Below are 26586 nucleotides of genomic sequence, written 5' to 3' on the forward strand. Positions count from 1 at the left end.
TCTCATTTTTTATTTAGTTAGTTTTAACTAACCATTTCAAACAGCTATTATCTTACCATAATATATTAATTGGTCAACGACCTTTTTCGTTGCACGGAATGCAACATTTTATATTTAGCTTCCAATTTTTTCTTTTCTTTTAGGCAAAAAATAAATGTTGTTTCCAATGCAACCATTTTTTGATTGTTGATAACATTTTTCAGTTATTGTAAAAAAAGAATAAGATTTGCAGCACTTTCCGGCATATGTATACTGCCCGCTGTACAAGTCATAATTAATCGAATCATGCCACGCAAAATATTGTCCTCTGGGATATAAACAAACCTTATAGCCTCAAGTGGAATATATGCAATCTCGTCATCAATCGTTACTTTTTTAATCTGATGTTCGTATTCATATTTCATTGTCCGCATTTTTCCTTGAATTTGAATTCGACTTCTAGGCGATGTTTTTCTAATTGTTTTTAATTTTAAACAAACGTGCCCACGATTCTTTCTCAATATTAAAACTGCTGGATGAAAAAATGCTTCATTTGCCATAGATATCTGATCAATTCCCATTTTTCTATCCTTATAAAAAACATACTGGATTTTATAAGTTCCCTCTTCTATATATTGACAAATTTCTTCTCCATTTAATATAATTTTTCGCTTATTGTCGCTTCGAAGCTCTTGATAAACCTTGGTCCAAACTCCCTTTACCTGGAAAAATTGAATTGTTTCATTTGAACATACCTCCAGTATCGCATAAGCATCTTCCTTAGCAGTTTCCTCTCCAACCCCATTGCATTGCAGCATATATCTTAAACAATCAAATCGTTTTTTATAATCACTTACATAGCTTTTTCCATAAGGCGTCAAACTGAATTCCTCATCTAATATTCCCTCCTGAATTCCATTAGAAATTGCTCTACTCACTGTAGACTTATTTACACCAAAAATTCTTGCTACCTCACTTATATTTTTCTTTTGTTCCTGCCTAATAAGACAAAGAAGATATTTCATCTGATTCCCCGTCATCTTTCTTTCCTCTCTTTCTAATGATGGTTAGTTGTAACTAACTTTTTACAGTTTACCTCTCCTTTCTCTATTTTTCCATAGCAAACACTGATAATTTTTCTCAAAATACAAAAATAGTGCTTAAAAAAATAAAAATTCTTTTTATCTTTTCAAACACCACTTATTTTTGTATATTTCAATTTAAAATCTTATTTTACGCTTTTCTTATTTTTCTATTCATAAAATTTCAATAGAATTTTTTACTAAAAACACATCCCGGAATATGTATAAAAAATATACCAATTTTAAAGAAATAATGATATAAATTTGTATCTACTGGTTATACTCATCGCATAAACATTATTTAACCCATTCAGTGCATTTTCCACTCTTTATGGAGCTTTTAAATATTTTTTTCCCTCTTTATTTTGCTACTCATAATAACAGCTACAATAAGTGCAGCAAACTCTGCAATTGGAAATGCCCAAAATACAAGTTCTTTATTATCAGCATATCGAACAAATAACCATGCAAGTGGCAAAGCAACAACAACAAGGCGAATCAGTGAAATGACAAGTGAATGAATTCCATAGCCAAGTGCCTGAAAAATTCCTTGATATGCAATATTAGCACCTGCAAAAAGATATCCAACCGCAATAATATGAATTGCTGTAGTACAAAGAGCTTGGATTTCTGGTGACAGTGCAAAAATACCTGATATTAAATTTGCACAGAATTCCAATCCAATCATTCCAATCGCCATAATAATCAAAGTATCAATCATTCCATAACGGATACTCTCTTTCATTCGTTTTTTATCTTCTCTTCCGTAATTAAATGCCAAGATTGGAATCAGCGCATTATTTAATCCAAATGCAGCAAAAAAAACAAATTGTTGGATTTTATAATATACACCGTAAGCGGTTACAAAGCTACCAGAAACACTACCCAAAATAATATTAACACCGTATGTCATAAATGACATTAAAGCCTGCATTAAAATAGCTGGAAATCCTACCATATATATGCCTTTTATAACTTTTTTCTTAGGTTTTAAATAATATAGCTTATGTTCTAATTCTATATTATGTTTATAATGAAAATATGCTCCCAGAACCATAGTTACAATCTGACCAATTACAGTTGCATAAGCTGCTCCTCTAATTCCCAACTCTGGAAATCCTGCGAGTCCAAAAATCATAACAGGGTCCAAAATAATATTAGTAATCGCACCCGCCATCTGAGCAATCGTTGACTGCATTGTCTTTCCAGTCGCCTGCAAAAGTTTTTCGTAAATCATATTCAGCATTACTCCAAAGGACAATATAGTGCAAATGCTAAGATATTGTTTTCCAAGTCCTATTACCATTTGATTTTCTGTCTGTGATTTTAAATATAATGGTATTCCAAACACTCCAAACAATAAAAACACACAATAAGTACAAATTCCTAAAAATATCGCATTTCCAGCAATCTGGCTTGCTTTCTTTTTATTACCCTCTCCCAAGCTTCTTGATAAAATTGCATTGATTCCTACACCCGTTCCAACCCCGATCGCTACCATCAGCATTTGTATAGGAAACGCCAGTGTTAAAGCATTCATAGCTTCATCCGCTACATCTGGAATTTTAGAAACAAAATAACTGTCTATAATATTATACAACGCTTGTAATACCATAGAAAATATCATAGGAACCCCCATTGACAACATCAGTTTTTTCACCGGCATTACTCCCATTTTATTCATTTCCTGACTATCCTCTTGTTTCAGATTGTCCAAATTCTGTTCGATTTTTTTCGGTTTCATCTCTCCATTTTGATTCATTCGATTTTGTATAACTTCCTGCATTTTTCCACCTTCCTTAATATTTTTTGCCAAATTCACGACTCTTTTATTGCTTATACATTTACCAAAACAAAAAATACGTATAATCTAAGTAGTTCAAACTACGATAGATTACACGCATTCAAATTTTGCCGGACTTACATCTATATGTATATGCCTTGTTCGTTTTTATTACAGGTTTATTATATCAAACAATTTTAATTTATGTAAGAATTTTTTTAATTTTTTTATCTACATTTGCTTATTTTAAATAATCACCTACAGGAGATGTATTATATTACTTGATAATTTCTAGTATCACAGAACCATCTGGTTGTCTTTCCTCTGAAACTATTTTATATTGAGTTTTGTTTCGTTCAAGCTGCTCCTTGTATTTTTTCACTTCCTCGTCAACCATTTTAACTGCATAATCATGACCTAAATCTTCTTTCAACATAAAATGTAAAGTCTGTGTAATACATGCTGCTTTTACTCTTTTCATCTTATTACCATCCTTATCTCTTATATTATAATGAGACAATCAATTATGTTTTTTCAATCGCTTATAAGTATATTTTATCAAATATTTTTTCCTTATATATCACTTTCATCTAACCATGATTTTATGTTAGCATTGCTCCGTAATATGCTCTACACCACTAAATCTTAATACCTTTTAAGTTAAGGAAAAAATTAATTTCTTAAGCTTTCAATTTACAAAACCTATACAGACTTTGACGTAAGCACAATTAGTTTACTTCGACAAGATGGTATTTCAATCCACAAAGCCTATACAGACTTTGACACATAGTGATGCAAGATACCTGTTACAAAAAATATTTCAATCCACAAAGCCTATACAGACTTTGACAGCAAAATCAGCCAAGTTTTAACTCATTTCTTATTATTTTTCTATTACTATTATACAATTTTTGTTCCAAAAAGCAATACTAATTTCTTTCATTTCTTAATAATTATTTATTTTGCACAACAAAATTTTGGTGCGAATCTCCCAGGGTTTTTATGTTCACTTCACATTCGCACTAACTATAAACAGAACAAATCTCATTGAATTTTGATACAATTTTCCGAAGTACATCTCCCTAACTTATCTCATTATCAATTGTACAGTCATATACAGTATGTCCTTCCTGATTTAATAATCTGACTACTTCTTTTTTACTTTTCTGGCTTCAGTAGATTCTTTCATAATTCCTACTACTCCACTATCTATCTTTCCATATCTGCCAACAAAGCGATTGAACACAGAATTGGTACGATAACTGCCCTGTACACAACGATTTCCTATATTCTATAGTAACATGGTTATTTCTTCCATTCAATTATTTTTTTCCCATTTATACTTATGTTTGAAATTAATTGTGGGACTTACTCCGTGCGACATAACAAAAAAGACCGTAACCCATTGAAAACACTAAGTTTTCTCTGAAATTACGGTCATTCGATACTCTTATAAAATCGCTATATTTTATACTCTCTTTAAATATTCACCTGTTCTAGTATCAATACTAATTCTATCACCTGTTTCAACAAACAATGGAACCAAAACAGTTGCACCTGTTTCAACTGTTGCTGGTTTTGTTGCTCCAGTTGCTGTATCACCTTTAAAACCTGGTTCTGTTTCTGTAATCTCTAATTCTACGAAAAGTGGTGGTTCAATTGCAAATACTTCTCCGTTGTGAGATAACATTTTTACCATATCGTTTTCTTTTACAAATTTTAAAGAATCGCCAATTGCATCTTGATTTAATGCAAACTGATCAAATGTTTCAACATCCATGAAATTATATAATTCTCCATCAGAATAAAGATATTGCATATCTCTCTTTTCGATGTGAGCCTGTGGACATTTTTCTGTAGGACGGAATGTTTTTTCAACAACTCCACCATTTTTAATATTTCTCAATTTTGTTCTAACAAAAGCAGCACCTTTACCTGGCTTTACATGCTGGAATTCAATTACCTGATAAACTCCATTATCTAATTCAATCGTAAGGCCATTTCTAAAATCACCTGCTGATACCATATTTGATATTCCTCCTTAAAATAATTACACTTCTATGTGGCAACATATTTCTTATGCCGACCTCTTTCTTTCTAAATCGTTCGGTTCAATTCCACACTAATATATTTATTTTATCGTATCTTATAACATTTTTCAACTGTTTTTTTGTACAATTCCCGAATCTCCCGTCATAATCTTGTAATTTCTTATAATTTCTTCTACAATTTCATCTATTGTTTTATGGTCTGTCTCTATCATCATATGTGCAGTATACTCATAAATTGGTTTCCTAAACTCTAATAATTTGGCTACTTTTTCTTCTGCATGATCACCGGCTAACAAAGGTCTGGTCATATCATACTTCAATCTTTTTATTACAGTATCCTTTTGAACACTTAAATAAACTACAAATCCCAACTTACTTAAGATTTCTCCGTTTTGTTCCATTAAAGGCATACCTCCACCTGTGGAAATAATACAATTTTCACTGGAAATCTCTAAATTTTTTAACAGTTCTGTTTCACATTTTCGAAAATAATGTTCCCCTTCTTCTTCAAATATTTTGTTGATTGTTTTATGTTCTTTCTCTTCAATCTCCCTGTCTGTATCAAGGAATAAATACGCAAGCTGTTTTGCAAGAACTTTTCCTACCGTTGATTTTCCACTTCCCATAAATCCAATCAAAACAATATTTTTTTTCATCTTTTTCTCCATTTCTCTCTTACTTTCATAACTTATCTCTGTTTTTCATAAAAATATAGTACAATTTTTTCTAAATATCGTTTGAATACAATTTGTATTTCTTCTTTTTTATCAATTGGAGCAACTAAAATATTTCTCATACCCAAACGCTTTGCCCCCCATACATCCGTAAAGAGCTGGTCACCAATGAAAATTGTATTTGCAAGATTGGTGTTCATTAGTTCCATTGCTTTTTTATAATTTCTGCGTGCAGGTTTGTGAGCGTCATAAATGTAATTTGTTTGAATTTCTTTGTTAAACCGAAGCACTCTTTCCCTTTTATTATTTGACAGCAAACAGCTGGAAAATCCTAATTTTTTTAAATGCTCAAATAATTGTTTTGCTCTCTCATCAGCATCTTTTCCATGCTCAACTAAAGTATTGTCAATGTCAAAAATAATCCCCCGATACCCCTCTTGATACAATTTAGCAAAATTAATCAGATAAGTAGAGTCTATCCTCTCATCAGGATAAAATGCACGAAACATATAAAGTCCTCCTAATCAATCAGAATCTGACACATCTTCATTGCGTCTAATGCCCTCTGATGGCTTTCTTCCGTCACTCCTGCACAACATAAGGCATCCACATGAACTGGTACTTCAGGCAAAAATGCTTTTATTAACAGCGCATTGGATATCACACAAATATCCGTACAAAGACCAATTACTGTAATTTTTTCTATCTCATGTTCTTTATTCTGTTCCACCAAATATTCTGCCAGTTCTTTCGAACCAAACGTTTCTTTTAAGAACCTTTTTCCGTGTTTATGCTCTACTGCTTCTTTTACCGATTTATTTAGTTCCCAACCTTTCGAATCTTTGACACAATGTACAACCGGAAGATTTTTTCCTTCTTGTGTAGTCAGATAATTCTCCATATGTGTATCTAATGTATAAAGTATTGTTCCATCAAACTCTTCAATCTTCTTAACTACATCTGGCACAATTGCTGCCGCCTTCTTAGTGCCAAGACTTCCATCTACAAAATCATTCTGCATATCAATTACCAATAAATATTGTTCCATCGTTTTTTCTCCTCTTAATTTGGCAATACGAATCGAGTTTCCAAACTCCATTATAATAATTATAATAAACCAATCCAACAGAATCAATAAATAATTCTCTCCTTTCATTTGCCACGGAAAAATATACAAAAAACAATATTCAAAAACACCTCCTCAAGTTGAATAATTATACATTATTCTTGTATTTTCTTACTTACTATGCTATATTAACTAAAAGAGACTATTAGAAAAAGGAGACTATCGCTATGACAATGAAAGATTCTATCTTAAAGTGCTTAAAAGAATTGGATTTAGATTGTAAAATATGTGAACATGAACCAGTATTAGATTTTGAAACTGCTGCTTTAGTAGATGAGCGATTTCATTTAACAGGTGTAGAAAGTAAAAGTCTATTTATAAAAACAAAATCTGAAAAATACTATATTTATCTCACAGTTCAAGGCGAAAAATTAGATTCTAAATATATGAAAAAACTACTCGGTGAAAAAGTAAGTGTTGTAGGACCCGATGAACTGACAAATCTCACAACATGTGTACCAGGATGCGTTGCCCCATTCGGGTTTGACAAAGAATTGAATGTTCGTATTATTGTAGACAAAAAAATATTTAATTACGAAAAATTTATTTTTTCTCCTGCCGTTCCTGAAATGACTGTCGAGGCAAAAACAGAAGATTTACCAAAAATGTTAGAACAATACTATGATGAAATTCTATATAAAGAATTAGACGAAGAAGAATAAAATTCAGGTCTTTCCAAAACCATATCTGATTTCAAATAATATGATTTTGAAAAGACCTTTTTTCTTATCCAACCATGTTTTAATTTCCTGTTGATTTGTCGGGATTCCATACACCCCGACCATAGAAAACTAATGACAAAACAGAACCAATAGTCCAGCCAATTGGCCAGGAAAGCCATATTCCAAAAGCCCCCATATCCATTGTAATACATAAAAAGAACGCCAACAAAACTCTTAATATCAAATCTGCAAAAATTCCATTTTACTGTCTGAATTCATAAATAGTAACAATAAATCATTTGGGAAAAAAAAGAAAGTTTTCAATTCCTTATTTTTTTCTTCTTACGTATTATAATCTTTTTACCCCAAATGTAAAGAGCTTTTTTGCTTTTTAAATTATAACTGCTAGAAATCCCTGGTATATTGTCTGTAAACTTTCATATTTGAATTTATAAAACCAAATAATATAAAAAGTTCTGCAAAGCATTTTTAATCTGCTATACAGAACTTTTTATAATTTTATTGGTATTTACTTTAGTATTTTTCTTTTCATCGATAAGAAGTCTTTAATGCTTTCGCCAAAACCTTCGGATCTTTTTTATATGGTGTAACCGGGCAAATCTTTTTATCAGTTACGCCCATTAAAGTATACACCGCAATTCTAGCTGCACGAACAGAATATTCCTCTGTAAACACCATATCTTCCGGAATCTCTACAAACTGGCTAATCATCGCAAAATTGGTGGAACCTTCCGGAACAACATGTGGACGATCTGTCATTTTACGAGGCTGGAATTGTGCATCAATATAAGGCATCATACATGGAATTACATTAATTACGTCTTCCATAATTTCCTCTTTCTTATCTTCAAAATGAAGATGATGTAATAATTCAGTCAGTATTTCTTCCCCTGTACAGTCCCGCATTGTTTTCTTTATATAGTCACCTTCCTGATTGGTATATAAGCCATAACCCCAGAAAATCGTCGTATCCATTGGCTGGTTTTTAAAATGTGGCTGAGCAGCAACAACAATACTCATAAGCCAGTTTGAATCTTTAAAAGTCATTAGGGCACCACTTCCGGGAATATTTCCTGAAAACTCTTCTATCATTTTTAATAGCTTATTTCCTTTACAGGTAACTGTAAAACTTTCCCAATTAGACTCATCCGGATGATTGAAAAAAGGTTCTGGATTGCCAAGACCAGGTTTTTTCTTTGCAACTTTAGCCCAAAGTTCTCCCGATATCGGTTTATCTGCAATATACTCTGCCGGTGTATATAAATCACCTAACGCTGCATTATCTGTCATACATCCATTTGTCATAAAGCAAATATCATCTTCACTAAGTTCAAGAATCTCTTCCTCTTCTCCATCTCTCTGAATATGAATCGCTGTTGCCGTAATCTGATTGCCTTCTTTAAAATCAATATCTGTAACGGTTGCTTTTATACTAAAGTCAACGCCTCGTTCTTCCAAATATACTTTAATTGGAAGAATCACAGACTCATATTGATTGTATGGTGTTCTTGTAACACCTTCTAACGTTTCAATTCTTGAAAATTCAAAAATCATACGTTCCATATAACGCTTAAATTCAAATAAACTAGACCATTTTTGGAAAGCAAATGTTGTCTGCCACATATACCAGAAATTTGTCGTAAAGAAATGCGGTGTATGGGAAAACCATTGCTGAATTGTCATGTTATCCAACTTTTCTTCTGGCGTAATCATTAACTTGCCAAGTGCCATACGGTCTTCATTATTAAATCCCATACTTTTCACATCTTGAATAATACCAAATTTGTCAACCAAACGTGCCTGAGCATGTGTTGGATGATGATGATCAAAATTAAGAATTTCTTCGGTTACACTTTTTTCTGGTACATCAATAGAAGGGATCGAAGAAAATAATTCCCAAAAATTTTCATAGGTTTCTTCGTTTAACATTCTTCCGCCTCGGCATATAAATCCATGTTCAACATCACCTGCACCATCATTACTTCCGCCAAGAACATGCATTCCTTCTAAAATATGAATATTTTCACCTTTCATGCCACAGTCGCGAATCAAATAAGCAGCTCCGGCTAAAGAAGCAAGGCCTCCACCCACAAAATAAGCATGGTTCTTTTCTATCGGTCCATAGGTTTTTTTAACCGTATTTTCTTTTAATCTGGTATCCTCTTGTTTTTTTGCATATACAGCAGCCGCCACTGCGGTCCCTGCCAATGCCCCTGCTGCCAGTAAAACATTTTTCTTCTTTCCCATGTTGTAAATCATTTCCTTTCTCAAGTCCTTCATTTTCTTATTTCACTATATTATATAGGATTTCCATTTGTATAGATTTATACAATAATTCTAAAGTATTTATTGTTCTTCTTCGGCTTTATTTTCTTCGATAACTTTGGCCTGAACATCGGAAGGAGCAGGTTCATAACGTGCAAATTCATAAGAAAACTCTCCAATTCCACCTGTCATGGAACGTAAATCTGTTGAATAACCATATAGTTCAGCCATAGGAATATCTGCCACAATCTCCTGCTTTCCTCCATTCATTGGATTCATACCTAGAACACGTCCCCTGCGTTTGTTTAGATCTCCCATAATATCTCCGGTAAACCGATCCGGTACAACAACCTTTAAAGAGGCAATTGGCTCTAGCAAAATAGGTGTTGCTTCCATGATGCCCTGCTTAAAAGCCTGAATTGTAGCAAGCTTAAATGCCATTTCAGAAGAATCCACCGGATGATAAGAACCATCAACTAACGTTGCTTTAATTCCTACAACCGGATATCCTGCCAAAGGTCCTTTCATAACGCTTTCTGCCAGCCCTTTTTCTACTGCAGGGAAATAATTCTTTGGCACTGCACCGCCAAATATCTTTTCCTCAAAAATATAAGCTTTTTCTAAATCACCAGATGGTTCAAATTCAATATGAACATCTCCATATTGACCATGACCTCCCGATTGTTTTTTATGTTTTCCTTGTACCTTTACTTTTTTACGGATTGTTTCACGATAAGGAATTCTTGGTTTACTAAGTTCAATTTCAACCTTATAGCGTGCCAAAAGCTTTGCAACAACAATTTCCAGTTGTTGATCACCAATACCATATAAAAGTGTCTGTCTGTTTTCTTTATCATTTACAACCTTTAATGTTAAATCTTCATCCATCATCTTAGCCAAAGCCTGTGATACCTTATCATCATCCCCTTTATTTTTTGTTTTGAATCTTTGGTATGTGTATGGACTTGAAATCTTTAATTTATCGAATTCAATTGGGCATGCTTTTGTTGAAAGGGTATCTCCGGTTTTTACATCATTTAACTTTGTAATTGCTCCAATATCTCCTGCATACAACTCTTTTACTTCAATCTGTTCTTTTCCTCTTAATACATAAAGTCTTGAAAGCTTTTCTTCCTGTCCGGTTCTCGAATTATAAATAAGTGCATCTGATTTTAATACACCCGAGCATACTTTTATCAGCGAAAACTTTCCAATAAACGGATCTGCAATTGTTTTAAATACCCTTGCAGTCACATCCTTATTCGCATCATAGTCTGCACTATATGTACTATTTTCTTTTGTATTAATACCTGTAATAACACAACGGTTTGGTGAAGGGAAATATTTATCAATTGCCTCTAACAGCATCGTTGTTCCTTGTGCATGAAGCCCTGAACCCATTAGAACCGGGACAATTTCACACTCGGACACACTGCTTCGCAGTGCAGTCGACATCTCAATCTTTGTAAAATCTTCTCCGTTGAAATATTTTTCCATAAGTTCTTCACTTGTTTCAGCAACTGCTTCCATAAGGGATTCTCGATAACGTTCTAGATATTCTTTTGAATATTCAGGAATTTCACATTCATTATATTGGCTCTTAGTAGTAAATCTTCTTCCTTTCATCTTTACTACATTGACATAACCAACAAATGATTCATTTTCTCGAATTGGCAAATGGAATGGAGCGATTTTCTTGCCATATAACTCTTCAAGCTTCTCAATTACTTCACGATAGCTGGCATTATCATCATCCATATCTGTTACAAAAAAGATACGAGGTAATTTAAAGCGTTCACACAAATCCCATGCTTTCATTGTGCCTACTTCAACACCCGCTTTAGCAGAAATTACAATTACAGCCGCATCTGCTGCCTGCAGAGCTTCTTCTACTTCCCCTACAAAATCAAAATACCCCGGAGTATCTAAGAAATTAATTTTTGTATCTTCCCATAAAATAGGAACTACCGAAGTACTAATGGAAAATTTGCGTTTCACTTCTTCTTTATCAAAGTCGCTAATTGTGTTTCCCTCTTCAACCTTCCCCTGTCGGGTTGTAATTCCCTGCGTGTACGCCATGGCTTCAACCAAAGTGGTTTTACCACAGCCTCCGTGCCCTAACAATGCAACATTCCTAATCTTCTCATACTTAAATGTTTCCATAGCAAGCTCCTCCAATACACATTATTTGATTTTTTAATTATAAATTGTTAATTTTAAATCATGTTTATATTTTACTAAAAATTTTCAGAAATATCAATCCTTTTTACTATTTTTCACATTCTATTTTGTTCTGTACATTAAACTTTTAAACTTTAACGTATTATATTATTGACATGTTATTTCCAATGTAGTACAATCGGTTAAGATATTATACAGTTAAGGAGTAAAACTATGATTATTGTTATGAAACCAAATGCAAAGAAGTCTTCAATCCAAGAAGTTCTTCATATAATAGAAAAAAATGGTTTAGAAGCTCATTTATCAGATGGAAAAGAGGTTACAATCATTGGAGTAGTTGGTGATAAAAATAAATTAAAAGAACAAAACCTGGAAGTTTTTGAAGATGTTGATAAAGTCATGGAAGTAACAGAAAGCTACAAATTATCAAACCGCAAATTTCATCCGAAATCCTCTGTAATAAAAGTAGGAAATACAACAATCGGCGGAGATGAATTTGTAATTATGTCCGGTCCATGTGCAGTAGAAAATGAAGAGCAAGTCATAGAAACAGCCCGCTCGATTCAAGCATCCGGTGCACAAATCTTGCGTGGAGGAGCCTATAAACCAAGAACTTCTCCTTATTCATTTCAAGGTTTAGAAGAAGAAGGTTTAAAAATTATGCGTAAAGCCGGAGACGAAACCGGTCTTTCTATTGTTTGTGAAGTTACAAGTCTGGAGGCGATTGAATCCGCCTCTAAATATGTGGACATGCTTCAAATCGGTGCAAGAAATATGCAAAACTTTTACCTCTTAAAAGAGGCTGGAAAAACAGGGCTTCCAATTCTTTTAAAACGTGGTTTGTCTGCAACAATTGATGAATGGCTTAATGCTTCAGAATATATTATGGCAGAAGGAAATCCAAATGTAGTTTTATGCGAACGCGGAATTCGTACATTTGAAACTGCCACCCGTAATACACTTGATATTAGTGCAGTCCCAGTTATCAAAGAAAAAAGCCATCTTCCTATTATTGTAGATCCAAGTCATGCAACAGGAATCCGCAAATATGTGGCTCCGCTTTCAAAATCTGCAGTTGCAGCAGGGGCTGATGGATTAATGATTGAAACCCATCCAAATCCCGCAATCGCACTTTCGGATGGTCCACAGTCTTTAACACTGCCTGAATTTGATAGGTTATGCAAAGAATTAAAACCTTATATTGAATTAACAGGCAAAAAATTTTAATAGGAGGAGTTTAAATGGAAGATACTTATGGGTTTATTGGGTTCGGTCTTATTGGTGGCTCTATTGCAAAAGCAATAAAAAAGGCAAAACCGGATTGTTCTATTATTGCTTATCAGCCAGACCACAATACTATAGACAGCCACATTGAAAATAGCCTTTTACTTGCAAAAAAAGAGTGTATCATTCAGATAATCACTACAAGCCTTGAAGCTTTTTCATGCTGTGACATCATATTTTTATGTGCTCCTGTGCTTTCTAATATAGAATATTTAGAAAAATTAACAACCATCGTCAAACCTGACTGTATTATTACGGATGTGGGGAGTGTAAAAGGGAATATTTGTAACGTTGCAAGTTCCCTCTCTGTTTGCAAAAATTTTATAGGCGGTCATCCTATGACCGGCTCCGAAAAAACAGGCTATGAAAACGCAAAAGAATATCTTTTTGAAAATGCTTTTTATATTTTAACGCCAAACATAGATACAAAACCTGAGTTTTTAACCCGCTTAAAGCAATTTGTACAATCTATCAATGCAATTCCTGTTATATTAGATGCAAAAGAACACGATAATATTGTAGCAGCAATCAGCCATGTGCCACATATTATTGCCTCTTCCCTTGTATCCATGATAAAGGACAACGATGATAAAAATCATACAATGCTTTCACTGGCAGCCGGAGGTTTTAAGGATATCACAAGAATTGCTTCTTCCTCTCCTATTATGTGGCAAAATATTTGCCTGACTAATAAGGAAAGTATTCAAACATTTTTAACCTTGTACAAAGACACAATTGATTCGTTTTTACAACTTCTTGTACCAGAAAAAGAAAAAGAACTTCTTCACTTTTTTGAGAATGCAAAGGAATACCGCGATTCCATTCCTGCTTCTGTGAACGGAATTCTCTCAAAAACTTATGAGCTGTATCTGGATATCATTGATGAATCCGGAGCAATTGCTTTGGTTGCTTCCTTATTAGCCAGTCATAAAATCAGTATTAAAAATATTGGAATTATACATAACAGAGAATTTCAAGATGGCGTGCTAAGAATTGAATTTTATGATATAATAGCAATGGAACAGGCCATTGTTCTATTCCAACAACATAATTATACAATTTATGAACGATGAAAGGATTTTGCCTATGAACTCTATAACTGTTTCTTCTTTAAAAGGAGAACTATCCGTACCTGGAGATAAGTCAATTTCCCACCGTGCTATTATGCTTGGCTCCCTGGCAAATGGTTTGACAGAAATCACTAATTTTTTAGATGGGGAGGACTGTCTTTCAACGATACGTTGTTTTAAAGAAATGGGAATCAAAATAACACAAACAAAAGATACTGTTGCAATAACAGGCAACGGACTTTATAATCTTTCCGCCCCTAAATCCACACTCAATGTAGGAAACAGTGGAACAACAGCCCGTCTACTTTCTGGTATCCTTGCAGGGCAGACATTTGAAAGTACAATAACCGGTGATGAATCAATTCAATCCAGACCAATGAAACGTATTATAGAACCACTTTCTTCCATGGGTGCTGACATTGCAAGTATCTATGGAAATGATTGTGCACCATTACATATAAAAGGAAGTAAATTAACCGGAATATCATATCAATCTCCAATTGCATCGGCACAAGTAAAATCCTCCATTCTTTTTGCCGGATTATATGCAGATGGAACGACATCTGTCACGGAACCTTATTTATCAAGAAATCACTCAGAGCTCATGTTACAGGCCTTTGGTGCAAATGTGAAAACGGAAAACACAACCATCACGATCACTCCCTCCGTTAATGAATTAGCCGGACAAAAAATTAAAGTTCCGGGGGATATTTCATCTGCTGCATATTTCATCGCAGCCGCTTTAATTGTTCCTAATTCTGAAATCAAATTATGTAATATCGGTATCAATCCGACACGGGATGGAATTCTTCAAATTTGCCAAAAGATGGGTGCTGATATTAAAATAGAAAACCAGCATACTACAAATGGTGAACTTGTCGCTGATTTAATTGTTCGTTCCTCTTCCCTAACCGGAACAACAATAGAGGGAGAAATTATTCCAACTCTGATTGATGAAATTCCAATTATTTCTGTTTTAGCTTGTGTTGCCAATGGAACTACAATCATCAAAGATGCAGCTGAATTAAAAGTAAAGGAGTCCAATCGAATCGATGCGATGGTAAAAAATCTTTCAAAAATGGGAGCGGATATCACTGCTACCGAAGATGGTATGATTATTCATGGTGGCAAACCTTTACATGGCACATTAATTGACAGCAAAAAAGACCATCGAGTTGCTATGTCATGTATAATTGCCTCATTAATCGCCGATGGTCCAACAGGACTTAGCGATTTCTCATGTATTAATATTTCCTATCCAAACTTTTTAAACGATCTTAGCAAATTACACAGCCAATAAATTGCTATAAAAGAGAAGCCCATAAATCCATGCAGAATTGCCTGAACTTATGGGTTCTTTTTTCTTTATTTTTCCCTTTTTCCTCTTCGATATACAATCGCTTTTTCATGATTCCATATCTCTGATTTCTTGTAGGAACCACCATATTCACCATCAACTGTCCATGCAACCTCTTTATCACAAGTTAATATCAGATGATTGGTACGAAACGTGTACATATACTTACTGTCATGAACTCTTGTAATTAATGAATTAATAATGGATTGAAGTTCAACCGGATTTTTAGGATTTTTTATCAATGCCACTTCAAATAAACCATCATCTAATTTTACATTTTTTCCGTTTAAACCTTTAAATCCACCAACGGAATTAGAATTTGTGATCATTCCAAAAATAAAATCATCTTCCAGACAAACATCATCATGTTCCACTTTCAAATGATAATAGCTGATACTCGGAAGTCTTTTAACCCCGTCCAGTATATAGGCCAGACGACCTAACAGGTTTTTTGTAGATTGTGGCGTTTCATAAGCAACTTCTGTAAATGCTCCAAACGCCGCAATATAATTAAAATAATCGGAATTTAAGGAACCAATGTCATACGGAAACCATTCTCCGTCTACAACAATCTCTGTTGCTTTTTTAATCTGTTTCGGAATTTTTAAGCTGGAAGCAAAATCATTTACTGTCCCGGCAGGGATATAACCACAGGGAGGTCTATGCTCTAGTGACATTAATCCATCTGTTATCTCATTTAATGTTCCATCACCACCCGAACAGACAATATAGTCATATTCATTTCCCAGTTCCTTTACCAGCTCAGCCGCATCTCTTTTTTTTCTTGTAGGATAAACCGTCACTTCATAATCTGCAGCAACAAAACATTCTAATACTTCTGAAAGCTTTGATTTCATAGCTTCTTTTCCTGCATGAGGATTATAAATGAATAACATTTTCTTTTTCATGGACCAGCCTCCTTTTCCCTTTTTTCTGATATAATATAGTTATGACTAACCTTCCTTACAGCTAGTAGAAATTACCCTTCTTGTCGTTATTTAATCATTTTATACTACTGTGAACTACCCCCCACTTACAGAAGTGCGGGCTTCTTGCTTCAACCACTACTGCTTAGCAATACAACAGACGCAAACCTTCCCTTTTTATATTAATAGCTGCATTATAATCACGGTCTATATGAATTCCACAACTGCACTGATAAATTCGTTCGCCTAAAGAAAGTTTCTTTCTGTAACCACAATTACTGCACAACTGACTTGATGGATACCATTTATCCACTTTTACAAGGTATTTACCTCTTTCATGAAGTTTATATTCCAGCATTTGTAAGAATAATCCATATCCGTTATCAACTGTTGCCTTTCCATTACCAAAACCTTTATTGGCTACAGCTTTCATATTAAGAGTCTCAACACACACTACATCGTACTGATTGGCTATCTCAGTAGATTTTTTATGTAGAAAATCAAGTCTCTCATTTGCTGTATGTCTATGAATTTTATTGACTTTCTTTAACTGTTTTAAGTAATTATTCGACTTTGTTTCCTTCTTTTTTGAACCAGTTTTTCGTGACAATCTTCTTTGTTCTTTTACAAGTTTTTTACTGTTTTTACGATAGTATTTCGGCATATCTGCCTTAATTCCATTACTATCCATATACAATCCATCCGACTTATAATCCAAACCAACCGCTTTCGTACTTGTTTTAGATACAGGTATAACATCCATGTCATATCAAACAATACAGCCTGTTCAGTTGTGGGATATATCCTCTACTTAATTGCTCTGTTTGCCATAATCTTATTTTTCTCCTTGTGACTGAATGTACTTTTTAATAGTTTCTATTGTTGCTCCACCTGTTGTAATTAAGCAGAATGACCTTGACCAAAAATATTCTTTCCAAAGTTTATTCCTGATTTGAGGATATTCTTTCTTTATAAGCCTGCTGCTTGCAGATTTATAAGCATTTATGAATTTTGATAACTCGCTGTTTGGTTGAGCCTTGAACAAAATATCAACATGATCAATATCATGATTCCATTCTGTAACGGAAATATTATAATTTGGTGATATTTTTTCGAATATTTCTTTTAGTCGATTTGATATTTCATCATTTATCACTCGTCTTCTATATTTCACAACAAGAATAAGATGATAATTCATATAGAACACTGAATGATTATTACTTTCCAATTCCATTTATATAATACCTTTCATGTAATTATCACTGAATATATTATACATCATTTTCAAGAACTTCACAACAAAAAAATACCAATTCATCCCGCCACTTATAGAAGTGAGGGAATTCTTGGTAATTTTAGTTAAATATTTAATATACCAAAATAAGGCTGTCGCTAACGACAGCCTCATCATTTCATATATTATTTGCAAGAGATTACAGACACATTTTATAAATTTCTTCTACATCAGCAGCTGTAAGATTTTTCGGACCAGAAATCACGCCACCAAAGCAAGCATGCTCCGCCATATTTTTAAAATGCTCATCATTAATTCCTAAGTTGGAAAGATTTGCTTTTAATCCAAGGGTATTGAAACAGAAATTAGAAACTGCTTCAATTGCTTTTTTTGCTCCTTCCATTACAGCAAATTCTTCAGAAATCCCAAATACTTTTACACCAAGACGATAAATTGCCGGTGCAGTTTTTTCATCTAAAATGTATTGTAACCAGCGAGGTGTTACGATTGCAAGACCATGACCATGCGTAATATCATAGTATGCCGAAAGTTCATGTTCCATTGCATGGCAGGCACAACCATGAACAGTTCCTGCGTCAAGAATATTATTTAATGCCATAGAAGAAGCCCACATAAGATTGGCTCTTGCTTCGTAGTTTTCAGGCTCTTTCATAGCAACAGGCGCCCATTTTACAACCGCACGCATAACTGCCTCCTGAAATTCTAAAATCATATCAAACGTTGCATCACCTGCAAGATAGTAATTATCCAAAACATGGTTAAAGATATCAAATGCACCGCAGGCAGTCTGGTAGGTTGGAAGTGAAAAACTCAGTTCAGGGTTTTCAAAAGCAACTCTTGGCACAAGTGCACCTCCTCCAAGACCAATTTTCTCATTGGTATCCATATTGGAAATTACAGCCCATGAATCCATTTCCGAACCAGTTGCAGCATTTGTTAGAATTGCAACAATTGGTAAAGCTTTTTCTACCCATACTCTGTTTGAAACAAGAGGCCAGACATCACCTGTTTCGGTTAATGCAGCTGCTGCAACACCTTTCGAACAATCAATTGTAGAACCGCCTCCAACAGCTAAAATAACATCGATATTTTCTTTTTTACAAATTTTTGCACCTCTATTTGCAGTTGTATGACGAGGATTTGGTTCAACACCGGAAAGTTCAAAAATTTCTATGTCATTCGCTTTCAATAATTTGGTAACAGTATCATAAAGTCCATTTTTCTTAATGGAACCACCGCCATATACCAGTAAAACCTTTTTACCGAATTTTAAAAGTTCCTCTGGTAAATGTTCCATCTGGTTTTTTCCAAAATATACTTTATCCGGATTGTGAAAAATAAAATCATTCATTATAATTTCCTCCATAAATTTATAATTTTTTTATATTTCTCATTCTTTTTTATTCCACCGTTTTTGCCCAGGCTTTAAGTTCATTTTCCGTCGCATTTTGAGAAAATCTTTTTCCTTCTTTTAAAACAGCTCCCTTACAGGAATCCAAAAGTTCCTTATTTGTATTACCCATACCGCTGCCACCTGATGTAGCAAAAGGAATGATAGTTTTTCCTGTCAGATCATATTTCTCTAAAAATGTATTAATAATTGTCGGTGCAACATACCACCAGATTGGAAATCCTACATAAATCGTATCATACTGCTCCATATTAGCAACTGTGTCGGAAATAGCAGGTCTAAACGCCTTATCGTTCATCTCAATCGTAGAACGGCTTTTTTTGTTTGTCCAGTCAAGATCTTCTGATGTATACGCTTCTTTTGGTACAATTTCATGTACGTCTGCACCGACAGCCGATGCTAATGTTTTTGCAAGTTTTGCAGTTACTCCACTTGCACTAAAATAGGCTACCAATTTATTGTTCATGCTCTTATTCTCCTTTCTCTGCATCAGGACAATCCCAAATTAATTTCCCTGTTTTAACTGCAATCTCATATTTTGAAATTTTATAATTAAGCTTAGCAAGTGTTTCCTCCAACTGCATTTTCTGAGCAAGCAAAAGCTCCCGCTGTTCACTAAGCAGCTCCAGCCTTGCCTTAAAGGTGGAATCTCCTTCACTGTAAAGCCTTTGATATTCAATTAAAGCTTCTATAGGAAGTCCTGCTGCCCTCATACATTTCGCAGTTTCAACCCAGGAAATATCACTTTCACAATAATCTCTTATTCCACTCGCTGTTCGTGTCACATGAGGAATAACGCCCACTCTTTCATAATACCTCAATGTATCGACAGGAATACCACACCTTTTACTAACTTCTTTAATTGTCAATCCCAGAATTACCACCGTCCTTTCTTGATTAATATTATTGTACAACTTGGAGTGAACTCTAAGTCAAGAGAATTTTTAAAAAATTTTTATAAAATGTAAAAAATAACGGTATAGCCATAAAACTACACCGTTGCTTCTTACCTATTTTAAAATCTCTACTGCTTCTTTATATAATTCACTTTCCTTTCCCCAAATCGATTTAATAAATTCTCTTGCATCTACCCCGATTCGCTTCAATTGACGATACGCTTTTTCTTTTGTCCAATCTGGTTCACACTTTTTATAATTTTTTTCATTCTTATGAATTTCATCTCTTATGTAAAAACTTCCACCCTTTATCCATACCGCTCTAAGATAAGCCCATATCATTTTTTCTGGTACATCTTCTTCCAAGTTTTTCTTTCGTTCATAATCTGGAATTACCTTAATGACTTCTGAAATGTCTAGTTTTTTATAAATATTCTGGTTCAATAAATCTTTTGTTTCTAGCTCTGAATAATATATTTCATCGTCATAGCCTGCCTCCCGAAAACAGCATGGACACAACTCTCCTGAGCCAAAATAATCAGGTAACTCATAGCCACAAATTGGGCAATAATAGATTTCTTGTTTTTTCACATCATTTTCCCTCTTTATAATTATTAATTACTATTTTTATCTATTTCATAATCTCTATAGCTTCTTTATATAATTCACTTTCTTCTCCCCAGATTGATTTGATAAATTTTCTTGCATCTATCCCAATTCTCTTCAATTGAAGATACGCTTTCTCTTTTGTCCAATCTGGTTCGTCAACAACATCATAAACCTTAGGATCTTTATAATCATCATCATCAATATTTTTAATAATGTCCCAAGTATAATAACTGCCCCCTTTTATCCATACCGCTCTAAGATAAGCCCATATCATTTTTTCTGGTACATCTTCTTCCAAGTTCTTCTTTATTTCATAGTCTGGAATTATTTTTATAACTTCTGAAATGTCTAATTTTTTATAAATGTTCTGTTTTAATAAATCTTTTGTTTCCAGCTCTGAATAATATATTTCATCGTCATATCCTGCTTCCCGAAAGCAGCATGGACACAGCTCTCCTGAACCAAAATAATCTTCTAATTCATAGCCACAAATTGGGCAATAATAGATTTCTTGTTTTTTCACATCATTTTCCTTCTCTATAATTATTAATTGCTATTTTTATCTATTTCATAATCTCTACGGCTTCTTTATATAATTCATTTTTTTCTCCCCAGATTGATTTGATAAATTCTCTCGCATCTACCCCGATTCGCTTCAATTGACGATACGCTTTTTCTTTTGTCCAATCTGGTTCATCAATAACTTTATAACCATAAATATCCTCATAATTATCTTCACCACGTTCAAGTTCTTCTAATCTGACTTTTTTAACAATGTCCCAAGTATAGGGACTTCCACTTTTTATCCATATTGCTCGCAAATAATCCCACACTATTTCTTGTGGTACATATTCCTCTAAATTATATTTCTTTTTATAATCTGGTATTATCTTTCTAATTTCCTCTCTATCTAATATTTCATAATATTTTTGATTTCTAGACTCTCCATCTATTTCATCATAACAAAGTTCATCATCACAACCTGCTTCCCGAAAGCAGCATGGACACAACTCTCCTGAACCAAAATAATCTTCTAATTCATAGCCACAAATTGGGCAATAATAAATCTCTTTTTTCATAATATCTTCTCCTAATTCTTACTTTTTAGTATGTCGTAAAAAATATTTTAAGCATTCTGCTCTCCATCTTGACAGTGAATATTCCTTATTAATATATTTTTTAGCCTTTGGTAAATAATAAGTTATTATTTTTTTCGTTTTTAACTCATATACAAGATATTCGCAAGTATAAGTATTAAACTTTATTCTTCTATTTCCCTGAGACCATTTTACATCTTGTCCCTCTATGATCCGTTCTGACTTACTTCTTAACATTCTTTTAGCCATTTCCCAATACCGTTTTTCATTTGGTTTTTTCCCATTTCCTCCTGGCATATATGCGAAGTCTGCTCCATGATCATTATAGTGTCTTCCAAAATTATGAAACTCATCCTCTCCAGGCAAATCTTCCATTTTTTTTAAAATCTTATTCATGATTGGCTTTATTTTAGAGCCACAAAAATCAGTCATTACTTTAACAATCTTATTCCAACTTGCCTTTATTTCATCTTTATAATAAATAGAAACGCCAATTACTCCTGCCAGTGCAATTGAATCTAACACTACACCCGGCACCATAACACTTGCAGCCAAAGCGGCGTATGCTTCACATACTGCTGTTGGCAGTCCTAAGCCTTTTAGTTCATTTAATACTGCTACTGCTGCTGTTCTTGTTTCCTGCGAATGTAAATTATTTTTTCCAAATTCCTTTTCAGTAAAAGTTTTCTTTGCTGCTTTCGAATCTATTTTCCCATAAATAGGAATTTTTATATTTCCCTGTCCTTTTACACAAAGAAATTCACCGCTGCTAATATGATATTTATCTTTTAATAATTGATAAGAGGAAAATGCCGAATTTGCATTGCATAATAATTCATATAAAACAGCTGCTGTTTGAGATACTACATATTGATTTCGTACAACACCTGAATATCCGTAATATGTATTAAGCCCCTTTCTAAACTATTTCAATTAATTGTATATATATTCATTATAACCTGTATACTTTATTTTTATCAATTATGATTTTTGTCCTTTTCTGTCTATTTTTGCTTAGTCTATTTTTAATTCAAAAGGCCAGGAAAACACACGCAATATGTTTTCCTGACCTTTTCTAATCTTATATTATAATCATTGCATCGCCAAAGCTAAAGAACCGATATTTCTCTTTTACTGCCTCTTCATAAGCAGCTAAAATATGCTCTTTTCCTGCCAGCGCGGACACTAACATTAACAGTGTTGACTGTGGAAGATGAAAGTTTGTTATCAATCCATCTAAAACTTTAAATTGGTATCCCGGATAAATAAAAATATCGGTATCACCACTACCTGCCATGACATATCCATTTTCGTCAGCTGCAGATTCTATCGTACGGCAGCTTGTTGTTCCAACGCAGATAATTCTTCCACCATTTCGTTTTACTTCATTAATTTTATCTGCTTCTGCTTTTTCAACCTGATAAAATTCAGAATGCATATGATGCTCTAACACATTGTCTACCTTGACAGGTCGAAATGTTCCAAGTCCGACATGGAGTGTTACATTTGCAATAACCACACCCATTTCTTCAATCTGTTTTAACAATTCTTTTGTAAAATGAAGTCCTGCTGTCGGTGCAGCGGCAGAACCTTCATACTTTGCATAAACAGTCTGATATCTGTCTTTATCTTTTAACTGATGTGTTATATATGGTGGCAATGGCATCTGACCAAGCTGATCTAAAATTTCCTCAAAAATGCCCTGATAAGTAAATTTAACATGTCTGTTTCCATCTTCTAACACTTCTATAATTTCACCGACTAAAAGACCATTTCCAAAAGAAATCTTTGTTCCAGGTTTTGCCTTTTTCCCCGGTTTGACAAGAGTTTCCCATATATCATTTTCTTTTCGCTTCAATAATAAAAGCTCGATTTTTGCTCCGGTTCCCTCTTTTTCTCCAATTAAACGGGCAGGGATTACTTTTGTATTATTTAATACAAGACAATCACCCGGTTTTAAATATTCAATTACATTTTTAAATATTTTATGTTCCCACTCCCCAGTCTTTTTATCTAATTTAAGAAGTCTTGAGCTGGATCGATCTTCCAATGGATCCTGAGCAATTAACTCTTCCGGTAAATAAAAATCAAAATCTTTTGTTCTCATAAGTTTATTGTTTCCTTTCCTTTTATCCAATTCCTTGCAAATTTTTTGTTTCTATTTTTATTCATGATTGGATTTTAATCTCTTTAAAATAATAATTTAAAATTTCTTTATAACTATATCCTTCCTTGGCCATTCCTTTTGCTCCTGACTGGCTCATACCTACACCATGACCAAATCCCATTCCAACAATTTTAATTGTTTGATTATTTTTTGGTGCCTTCCTTGCAAAATTTGTCATGTTGTCTTTGCTCTTTACAATATACTGCTCGACTGACTGACTCATTTTTGATACCTTTCCGTTTCCGCTGATAACATAAGAACTTTGAATTCTTTTCTGTCTTTTCTTTTTGCCGGATAAAATATATACTTTGTCAGGTTTTTCTTTTGCTTTAACTATTTTATATTTGTTGCCTGGAAGGGAAAAGAAGCTTCTTCCTTCCTCTCTTTTCCACACCTTAGTATCATTTTCCCCTATCATTTTTAATTCCATAACCCTGCCTGAATCCGAATATTTTTGAACGAAAACATTTTTTATTTTTCCTAAATCAATCCCTCGGTTTTTAAGCAGATTCTGAATCTGTTTTGTAGTAAAATTAAAACTCCAGGGTTCTTTTTCTGGTTCGGACTCATAATTGTCTGGTACACTTTTTAAGTAAGGTACTTTACTGCCCCAAACATTTTCTGCACTTTCTGTTGCACCACCACTTGTTGAAAAATAATTTGCTTCTATTACTTTCCCATGATACCATAGCTTTTTTCCCTTTGTTGCATTGACTGCTGCCGTTGTCTGATTTGTTTCTGTACTAAATCCGCCGTACACCTGGCAATGAGAAGTATCGCAGACAACAAACGCCTGATTCGCATTGCTATCAACGACAGACTCTTTTCTGCTATAGCAAAAACTTCTCGCACAAACTGCCTGAGCCTTCAAAGCTTCAATTGGATAGGAACTTGACATTTCATTTGGAACAACACCTTTTAAGTAATCTTCAACTGGTAAAATATTTACTGTCGTCAGAGTATTTTTATTATATCTTCCAATCTCTAACCTTCCACGGTAAGAACAGTTCTCCACTACAATTAAATTTACTCCCTGCCGGTTATTAGAATTTGATGCAATTTGAGGATAAGCATTGTGTTTATCCGTATCAATTACAATTATTCCTTCATCTGTAAGTATTGTAATCCGTTTTTTATTATCACTTTGTAATTTTCCAAACGAAAGATTATACCTTCCTTTTATTTTCTTATATTGCTTTTTTACTGTTTCTTTTCTTGTACTTCCTCCAACATATATATTCCATGAGGAATGGTAAGTAACAGCAGGATAGGCAGATACACCTAGTTTTCTAAGTTTATCCGCCATTTTCTTTGCACTTTTATAAGTTCTATATTCTTTTTTCCCTATATAATAATATCCTGTCGCCGGTTTTACAACAAATCCTTTACTGCCCGCCAATGTGGTTTCTTTCTCAAAATTTCCATAGATACAATATCCAAGCGTAATATAATTTGTCTGTATTGTCAACTGCCTCCGCTCTGAAAGACTTCTTTCAAGACCAACCCGGATCCAGTCCTTTTGTTCTGCCTTTCCTATGGCCGGATAGATAAAACTCATACATATTACCAAAAATATCAAAAAACACCGTCTGAAAAAACTGCCTCGTACCATTATACTGTCTTCCTTTACAAAAATCCACTGCATTTTCTTAATTCTACTTTCCTTTTTCTAATACAAATGTTTCAATTGCATAAGCAACACCATCCTCTGTATTCGATTTTGTTATATAATCGGCAACTTCTTTTACATCAGCTGTTGCATTTTCCATCGCTACTCCAAAACCGACCGCTTTTAACATCTCTCTATCATTTCCACTGTCCCCGCAAGCCATAATTTCTTCTTTGTCAATACCTAACAAATTACCAAGTACAATAAGACCATTTCCTTTTGTTGCCGATTGTCTCGTAATCTCTAAATTGGTAGAAACACCTGATACAACAGCCAGACCAGAAAATTTCTCCAATTCCTGTTTTACTTCTTTCAGGCAATGAAGGGAGCCATCCGTATTTGTTTTAAAATTTACGGTAATCTTTTCTATTCCCCGCTTATCATCTAATATAAATTGTTCTAAGCAATCAACGGTCTTTCTGGTTGATAAAATATACTTTCTGACTGCTTGTGGCATTGCATATTCCATATTTCTATCCTGTTTTTTCTTTTCTACATACCCCATACCATCAATAAACACATCTGCCATAACATCATACTGATCCAGTACATGTATAATAGAAGCACATGTTTCATATTCCATGCAGTCATGATAAATACATTCTTTCGTTTTTGTATTATAAATTGCAGCTCCATTTGCAGTTAAAGCATATGAAATACCATCTATATTTAAAAGCTCTTTTGGTACGCCAATAATCGGACGACCCGTTGCCGGCACAATAATAACGCCTTGTTTTATTGCTTTTTCTATTGTTTGAATCGTTTTTTTAGAAATATGTTTTTCGTCATCAAATACAGTCCCGTCTAAATCAAGTCCGACTAGTTTTATTTTTTTTCCTTTTTGTTCCATAATTAATATCTGCCTTTCCGTTCACTTTCCCGCACATTCCTATATTAGTATAGCGATTCATATAAAAAAACACAAGTCCATCACTTATTATTTCAGATTAAACCAACAGATAATATCTTTATAATACACAAAAGAAAAAAATGATATTCTTTTATCTTTTGGTTATATTAA

General features: G+C 33.8%; 27 protein-coding genes. 4 read left to right on the forward strand and 23 right to left on the reverse strand.

All coding sequences use genetic code 11. From position 1 onward, the window contains the following. Positions 1 to 203: 203 nt before the first annotated feature. From FYJ58_RS06665 to FYJ58_RS06695, 7 genes are all read right to left on the reverse strand, one after another. Positions 204 to 1019, reverse strand: a complete 816-nt coding sequence (locus tag FYJ58_RS06665) for a hypothetical protein (RefSeq protein WP_154518959.1) — start codon at positions 1017 to 1019, stop codon at positions 204 to 206. Positions 1020 to 1401: 382 nt separating this feature from the next. Then, on the reverse strand, positions 1402 to 2745 hold the full coding sequence (locus FYJ58_RS06670) for an MATE family efflux transporter (protein ID WP_154519053.1): 1344 nt from the start codon (positions 2743 to 2745) through the stop codon (positions 1402 to 1404). 376 nt (positions 2746 to 3121) lie between these two features. After that, positions 3122 to 3325, reverse strand: coding sequence for a hypothetical protein (locus tag FYJ58_RS06675; protein ID WP_154518960.1), 204 nt, complete (start codon positions 3323 to 3325; stop codon positions 3122 to 3124). Between the two features lie 987 nt (positions 3326 to 4312). Then, positions 4313 to 4870 (reverse strand): elongation factor P, encoded by a 558-nt coding sequence (gene efp, locus FYJ58_RS06680; protein WP_154518961.1) that lies wholly within the window; start codon positions 4868 to 4870, stop codon positions 4313 to 4315. Positions 4871 to 5002: 132 nt separating this feature from the next. Then, positions 5003 to 5551, reverse strand: coding sequence for a shikimate kinase (locus FYJ58_RS06685; protein ID WP_154518962.1), 549 nt, complete (start codon positions 5549 to 5551; stop codon positions 5003 to 5005). Between the two features lie 32 nt (positions 5552 to 5583). Then, positions 5584 to 6078 carry a YqeG family HAD IIIA-type phosphatase gene (locus tag FYJ58_RS06690; RefSeq protein WP_154518963.1) on the reverse strand — a complete coding sequence of 165 codons (495 nt, stop codon included), beginning with the start codon at positions 6076 to 6078 and terminating at the stop codon, positions 5584 to 5586. 11 nt (positions 6079 to 6089) lie between these two features. Next, the gene (locus FYJ58_RS06695) at positions 6090 to 6617 is read right to left on the reverse strand and encodes a cysteine hydrolase family protein (protein ID WP_154519054.1); all 528 of its coding nucleotides are present in this window, start codon (positions 6615 to 6617) and stop codon (positions 6090 to 6092) included. 245 nt (positions 6618 to 6862) lie between these two features. Between FYJ58_RS06695 and FYJ58_RS06700 the strand changes: the two genes are divergently transcribed. Beyond that, positions 6863 to 7357: a YbaK/EbsC family protein gene (locus tag FYJ58_RS06700; RefSeq protein ID WP_205839182.1), complete on the forward strand. Its 495-nt coding sequence runs from the start codon at positions 6863 to 6865 to the stop codon at positions 7355 to 7357. Positions 7358 to 7436: 79 nt separating this feature from the next. On the opposite strand, the gene FYJ58_RS06705 is transcribed toward FYJ58_RS06700, so the two are convergent. The 3 genes from FYJ58_RS06705 to fusA all read right to left on the reverse strand — a co-directional run bounded on the left by FYJ58_RS06705 (position 7437) and on the right by fusA (position 11806). Continuing rightward, positions 7437 to 7601 (reverse strand): hypothetical protein, encoded by a 165-nt coding sequence (locus tag FYJ58_RS06705; protein ID WP_154518964.1) that lies wholly within the window; start codon positions 7599 to 7601, stop codon positions 7437 to 7439. Positions 7602 to 7906: 305 nt separating this feature from the next. After that, positions 7907 to 9625, reverse strand: a complete 1719-nt coding sequence (locus tag FYJ58_RS06710) for an oleate hydratase (protein ID WP_154518965.1) — start codon at positions 9623 to 9625, stop codon at positions 7907 to 7909. 99 nt (positions 9626 to 9724) lie between these two features. Further along, positions 9725 to 11806 (reverse strand): elongation factor G, encoded by a 2082-nt coding sequence (gene fusA / locus FYJ58_RS06715; RefSeq protein WP_154518966.1) that lies wholly within the window; start codon positions 11804 to 11806, stop codon positions 9725 to 9727. Positions 11807 to 12037: 231 nt separating this feature from the next. On the opposite strand from fusA, the gene aroF reads away from it, so the two are divergent. From aroF to aroA, 3 genes are read left to right on the forward strand one after another with little or no spacing between them, the layout of a single operon-like run. Beyond that, on the forward strand, positions 12038 to 13051 hold the full coding sequence (aroF, locus tag FYJ58_RS06720) for a 3-deoxy-7-phosphoheptulonate synthase (protein WP_154518967.1): 1014 nt from the start codon (positions 12038 to 12040) through the stop codon (positions 13049 to 13051). 14 nt (positions 13052 to 13065) lie between these two features. Then, complete coding sequence (locus FYJ58_RS06725) at positions 13066 to 14181, forward strand: prephenate dehydrogenase (protein ID WP_154518968.1); 1116 nt, start codon at positions 13066 to 13068, stop codon at positions 14179 to 14181. 13 nt (positions 14182 to 14194) lie between these two features. Next, on the forward strand, positions 14195 to 15478 hold the full coding sequence (gene aroA / locus FYJ58_RS06730) for a 3-phosphoshikimate 1-carboxyvinyltransferase (RefSeq protein WP_154518969.1): 1284 nt from the start codon (positions 14195 to 14197) through the stop codon (positions 15476 to 15478). 65 nt (positions 15479 to 15543) lie between these two features. Here the strand turns inward: aroA and FYJ58_RS06735 are convergent, their stop codons facing one another. From FYJ58_RS06735 to FYJ58_RS06795, 13 genes are all read right to left on the reverse strand, one after another. Further along, the gene (locus tag FYJ58_RS06735) at positions 15544 to 16443 is read right to left on the reverse strand and encodes a diacylglycerol/lipid kinase family protein (protein WP_154518970.1); all 900 of its coding nucleotides are present in this window, start codon (positions 16441 to 16443) and stop codon (positions 15544 to 15546) included. 163 nt (positions 16444 to 16606) lie between these two features. After that, the gene (locus tag FYJ58_RS06740; protein WP_205839183.1) at positions 16607 to 17224 is read right to left on the reverse strand and encodes an RNA-guided endonuclease InsQ/TnpB family protein; all 618 of its coding nucleotides are present in this window, start codon (positions 17222 to 17224) and stop codon (positions 16607 to 16609) included. A 72-nt stretch (positions 17225 to 17296) separates the two neighbouring features. After that, the gene (gene tnpA / locus FYJ58_RS06745) at positions 17297 to 17695 is read right to left on the reverse strand and encodes an IS200/IS605 family transposase (RefSeq protein WP_154518971.1); all 399 of its coding nucleotides are present in this window, start codon (positions 17693 to 17695) and stop codon (positions 17297 to 17299) included. Positions 17696 to 17894: 199 nt separating this feature from the next. Next, positions 17895 to 19067: an iron-containing alcohol dehydrogenase gene (locus FYJ58_RS06750; protein WP_154518972.1), complete on the reverse strand. Its 1173-nt coding sequence runs from the start codon at positions 19065 to 19067 to the stop codon at positions 17895 to 17897. Between the two features lie 49 nt (positions 19068 to 19116). Then, complete coding sequence (locus FYJ58_RS06755; protein ID WP_154518973.1) at positions 19117 to 19593, reverse strand: flavodoxin; 477 nt, start codon at positions 19591 to 19593, stop codon at positions 19117 to 19119. Between the two features lie 4 nt (positions 19594 to 19597). Then, positions 19598 to 19996 carry a MerR family transcriptional regulator gene (locus FYJ58_RS06760; RefSeq protein WP_154518974.1) on the reverse strand — a complete coding sequence of 133 codons (399 nt, stop codon included), beginning with the start codon at positions 19994 to 19996 and terminating at the stop codon, positions 19598 to 19600. A gap of 141 nt (positions 19997 to 20137) precedes the next feature. Next, positions 20138 to 20614: a hypothetical protein gene (locus FYJ58_RS06765; protein ID WP_154518975.1), complete on the reverse strand. Its 477-nt coding sequence runs from the start codon at positions 20612 to 20614 to the stop codon at positions 20138 to 20140. Between the two features lie 40 nt (positions 20615 to 20654). Then, complete coding sequence (locus FYJ58_RS06770) at positions 20655 to 21155, reverse strand: hypothetical protein (protein WP_154518976.1); 501 nt, start codon at positions 21153 to 21155, stop codon at positions 20655 to 20657. Between the two features lie 40 nt (positions 21156 to 21195). Then, positions 21196 to 21711 (reverse strand): hypothetical protein, encoded by a 516-nt coding sequence (locus FYJ58_RS06775; protein WP_154518977.1) that lies wholly within the window; start codon positions 21709 to 21711, stop codon positions 21196 to 21198. 18 nt (positions 21712 to 21729) lie between these two features. Continuing rightward, positions 21730 to 22284 carry a hypothetical protein gene (locus tag FYJ58_RS06780; protein ID WP_154518978.1) on the reverse strand — a complete coding sequence of 185 codons (555 nt, stop codon included), beginning with the start codon at positions 22282 to 22284 and terminating at the stop codon, positions 21730 to 21732. A gap of 526 nt (positions 22285 to 22810) precedes the next feature. Then, on the reverse strand, positions 22811 to 23836 hold the full coding sequence (queA, locus tag FYJ58_RS06785; protein WP_154518979.1) for a tRNA preQ1(34) S-adenosylmethionine ribosyltransferase-isomerase QueA: 1026 nt from the start codon (positions 23834 to 23836) through the stop codon (positions 22811 to 22813). A gap of 61 nt (positions 23837 to 23897) precedes the next feature. Then, on the reverse strand, positions 23898 to 25508 hold the full coding sequence (locus FYJ58_RS06790) for a SpoIID/LytB domain-containing protein (RefSeq protein ID WP_205839184.1): 1611 nt from the start codon (positions 25506 to 25508) through the stop codon (positions 23898 to 23900). A 43-nt stretch (positions 25509 to 25551) separates the two neighbouring features. Beyond that, positions 25552 to 26415, reverse strand: coding sequence for a Cof-type HAD-IIB family hydrolase (locus FYJ58_RS06795; RefSeq protein ID WP_154518981.1), 864 nt, complete (start codon positions 26413 to 26415; stop codon positions 25552 to 25554). Between the last annotated feature and the right edge of the window lie 171 nt (positions 26416 to 26586).

Source organism: Velocimicrobium porci, assembly GCF_009696045.1.
Lineage (GTDB): Bacteria > Bacillota > Clostridia > Lachnospirales > Lachnospiraceae > Velocimicrobium > Velocimicrobium porci.

Bases quoted from the DNA above. Each gene is read 5' to 3' on its own strand.
- efp (WP_154518961.1), bottom strand. From the start codon at position 4,870: ATGGTATCAGCAGGTGATTTTAGAAATGGCCTTACGATTGAATTAGAT.
- FYJ58_RS06675 (WP_154518960.1), bottom strand. From the start codon at position 3,325: ATGAAAAGAGTAAAAGCAGCATGTATTACACAGACTTTACATTTTATG.
- tnpA (WP_154518971.1), bottom strand. From the start codon at position 17,695: ATGGAATTGGAAAGTAATAATCATTCAGTGTTCTATATGAATTATCAT.
- FYJ58_RS06670 (WP_154519053.1), bottom strand. From the start codon at position 2,745: ATGAATAAAATGGGAGTAATGCCGGTGAAAAAACTGATGTTGTCAATG.
- queA (WP_154518979.1), bottom strand. From the start codon at position 23,836: ATGAGAACAAAAGATTTTGATTTTTATTTACCGGAAGAGTTAATTGCT.
- aroA (WP_154518969.1), top strand. From the start codon at position 14,195: ATGAACTCTATAACTGTTTCTTCTTTAAAAGGAGAACTATCCGTACCT.
- FYJ58_RS06710 (WP_154518965.1), bottom strand. From the start codon at position 9,625: ATGGGAAAGAAGAAAAATGTTTTACTGGCAGCAGGGGCATTGGCAGGG.
- aroF (WP_154518967.1), top strand. From the start codon at position 12,038: ATGATTATTGTTATGAAACCAAATGCAAAGAAGTCTTCAATCCAAGAA.
- FYJ58_RS06740 (WP_205839183.1), bottom strand. From the start codon at position 17,224: ATGGATGTTATACCTGTATCTAAAACAAGTACGAAAGCGGTTGGTTTG.
- FYJ58_RS06795 (WP_154518981.1), bottom strand. From the start codon at position 26,415: ATGGAACAAAAAGGAAAAAAAATAAAACTAGTCGGACTTGATTTAGAC.
- FYJ58_RS06750 (WP_154518972.1), bottom strand. From the start codon at position 19,067: ATGAATGATTTTATTTTTCACAATCCGGATAAAGTATATTTTGGAAAA.
- FYJ58_RS06755 (WP_154518973.1), bottom strand. From the start codon at position 19,593: ATGAACAATAAATTGGTAGCCTATTTTAGTGCAAGTGGAGTAACTGCA.
- FYJ58_RS06735 (WP_154518970.1), bottom strand. From the start codon at position 16,443: ATGAAAAAGAAAATGTTATTCATTTATAATCCTCATGCAGGAAAAGAA.
- FYJ58_RS06695 (WP_154519054.1), bottom strand. From the start codon at position 6,617: ATGGAACAATATTTATTGGTAATTGATATGCAGAATGATTTTGTAGAT.
- FYJ58_RS06725 (WP_154518968.1), top strand. From the start codon at position 13,066: ATGGAAGATACTTATGGGTTTATTGGGTTCGGTCTTATTGGTGGCTCT.
- fusA (WP_154518966.1), bottom strand. From the start codon at position 11,806: ATGGAAACATTTAAGTATGAGAAGATTAGGAATGTTGCATTGTTAGGG.
- FYJ58_RS06665 (WP_154518959.1), bottom strand. From the start codon at position 1,019: ATGACGGGGAATCAGATGAAATATCTTCTTTGTCTTATTAGGCAGGAA.
- FYJ58_RS06700 (WP_205839182.1), top strand. From the start codon at position 6,863: ATGACAATGAAAGATTCTATCTTAAAGTGCTTAAAAGAATTGGATTTA.
- FYJ58_RS06790 (WP_205839184.1), bottom strand. From the start codon at position 25,508: ATGGTACGAGGCAGTTTTTTCAGACGGTGTTTTTTGATATTTTTGGTA.
- FYJ58_RS06775 (WP_154518977.1), bottom strand. From the start codon at position 21,711: ATGAAAAAAGAGATTTATTATTGCCCAATTTGTGGCTATGAATTAGAA.
- FYJ58_RS06690 (WP_154518963.1), bottom strand. From the start codon at position 6,078: ATGTTTCGTGCATTTTATCCTGATGAGAGGATAGACTCTACTTATCTG.
- FYJ58_RS06685 (WP_154518962.1), bottom strand. From the start codon at position 5,551: ATGAAAAAAAATATTGTTTTGATTGGATTTATGGGAAGTGGAAAATCA.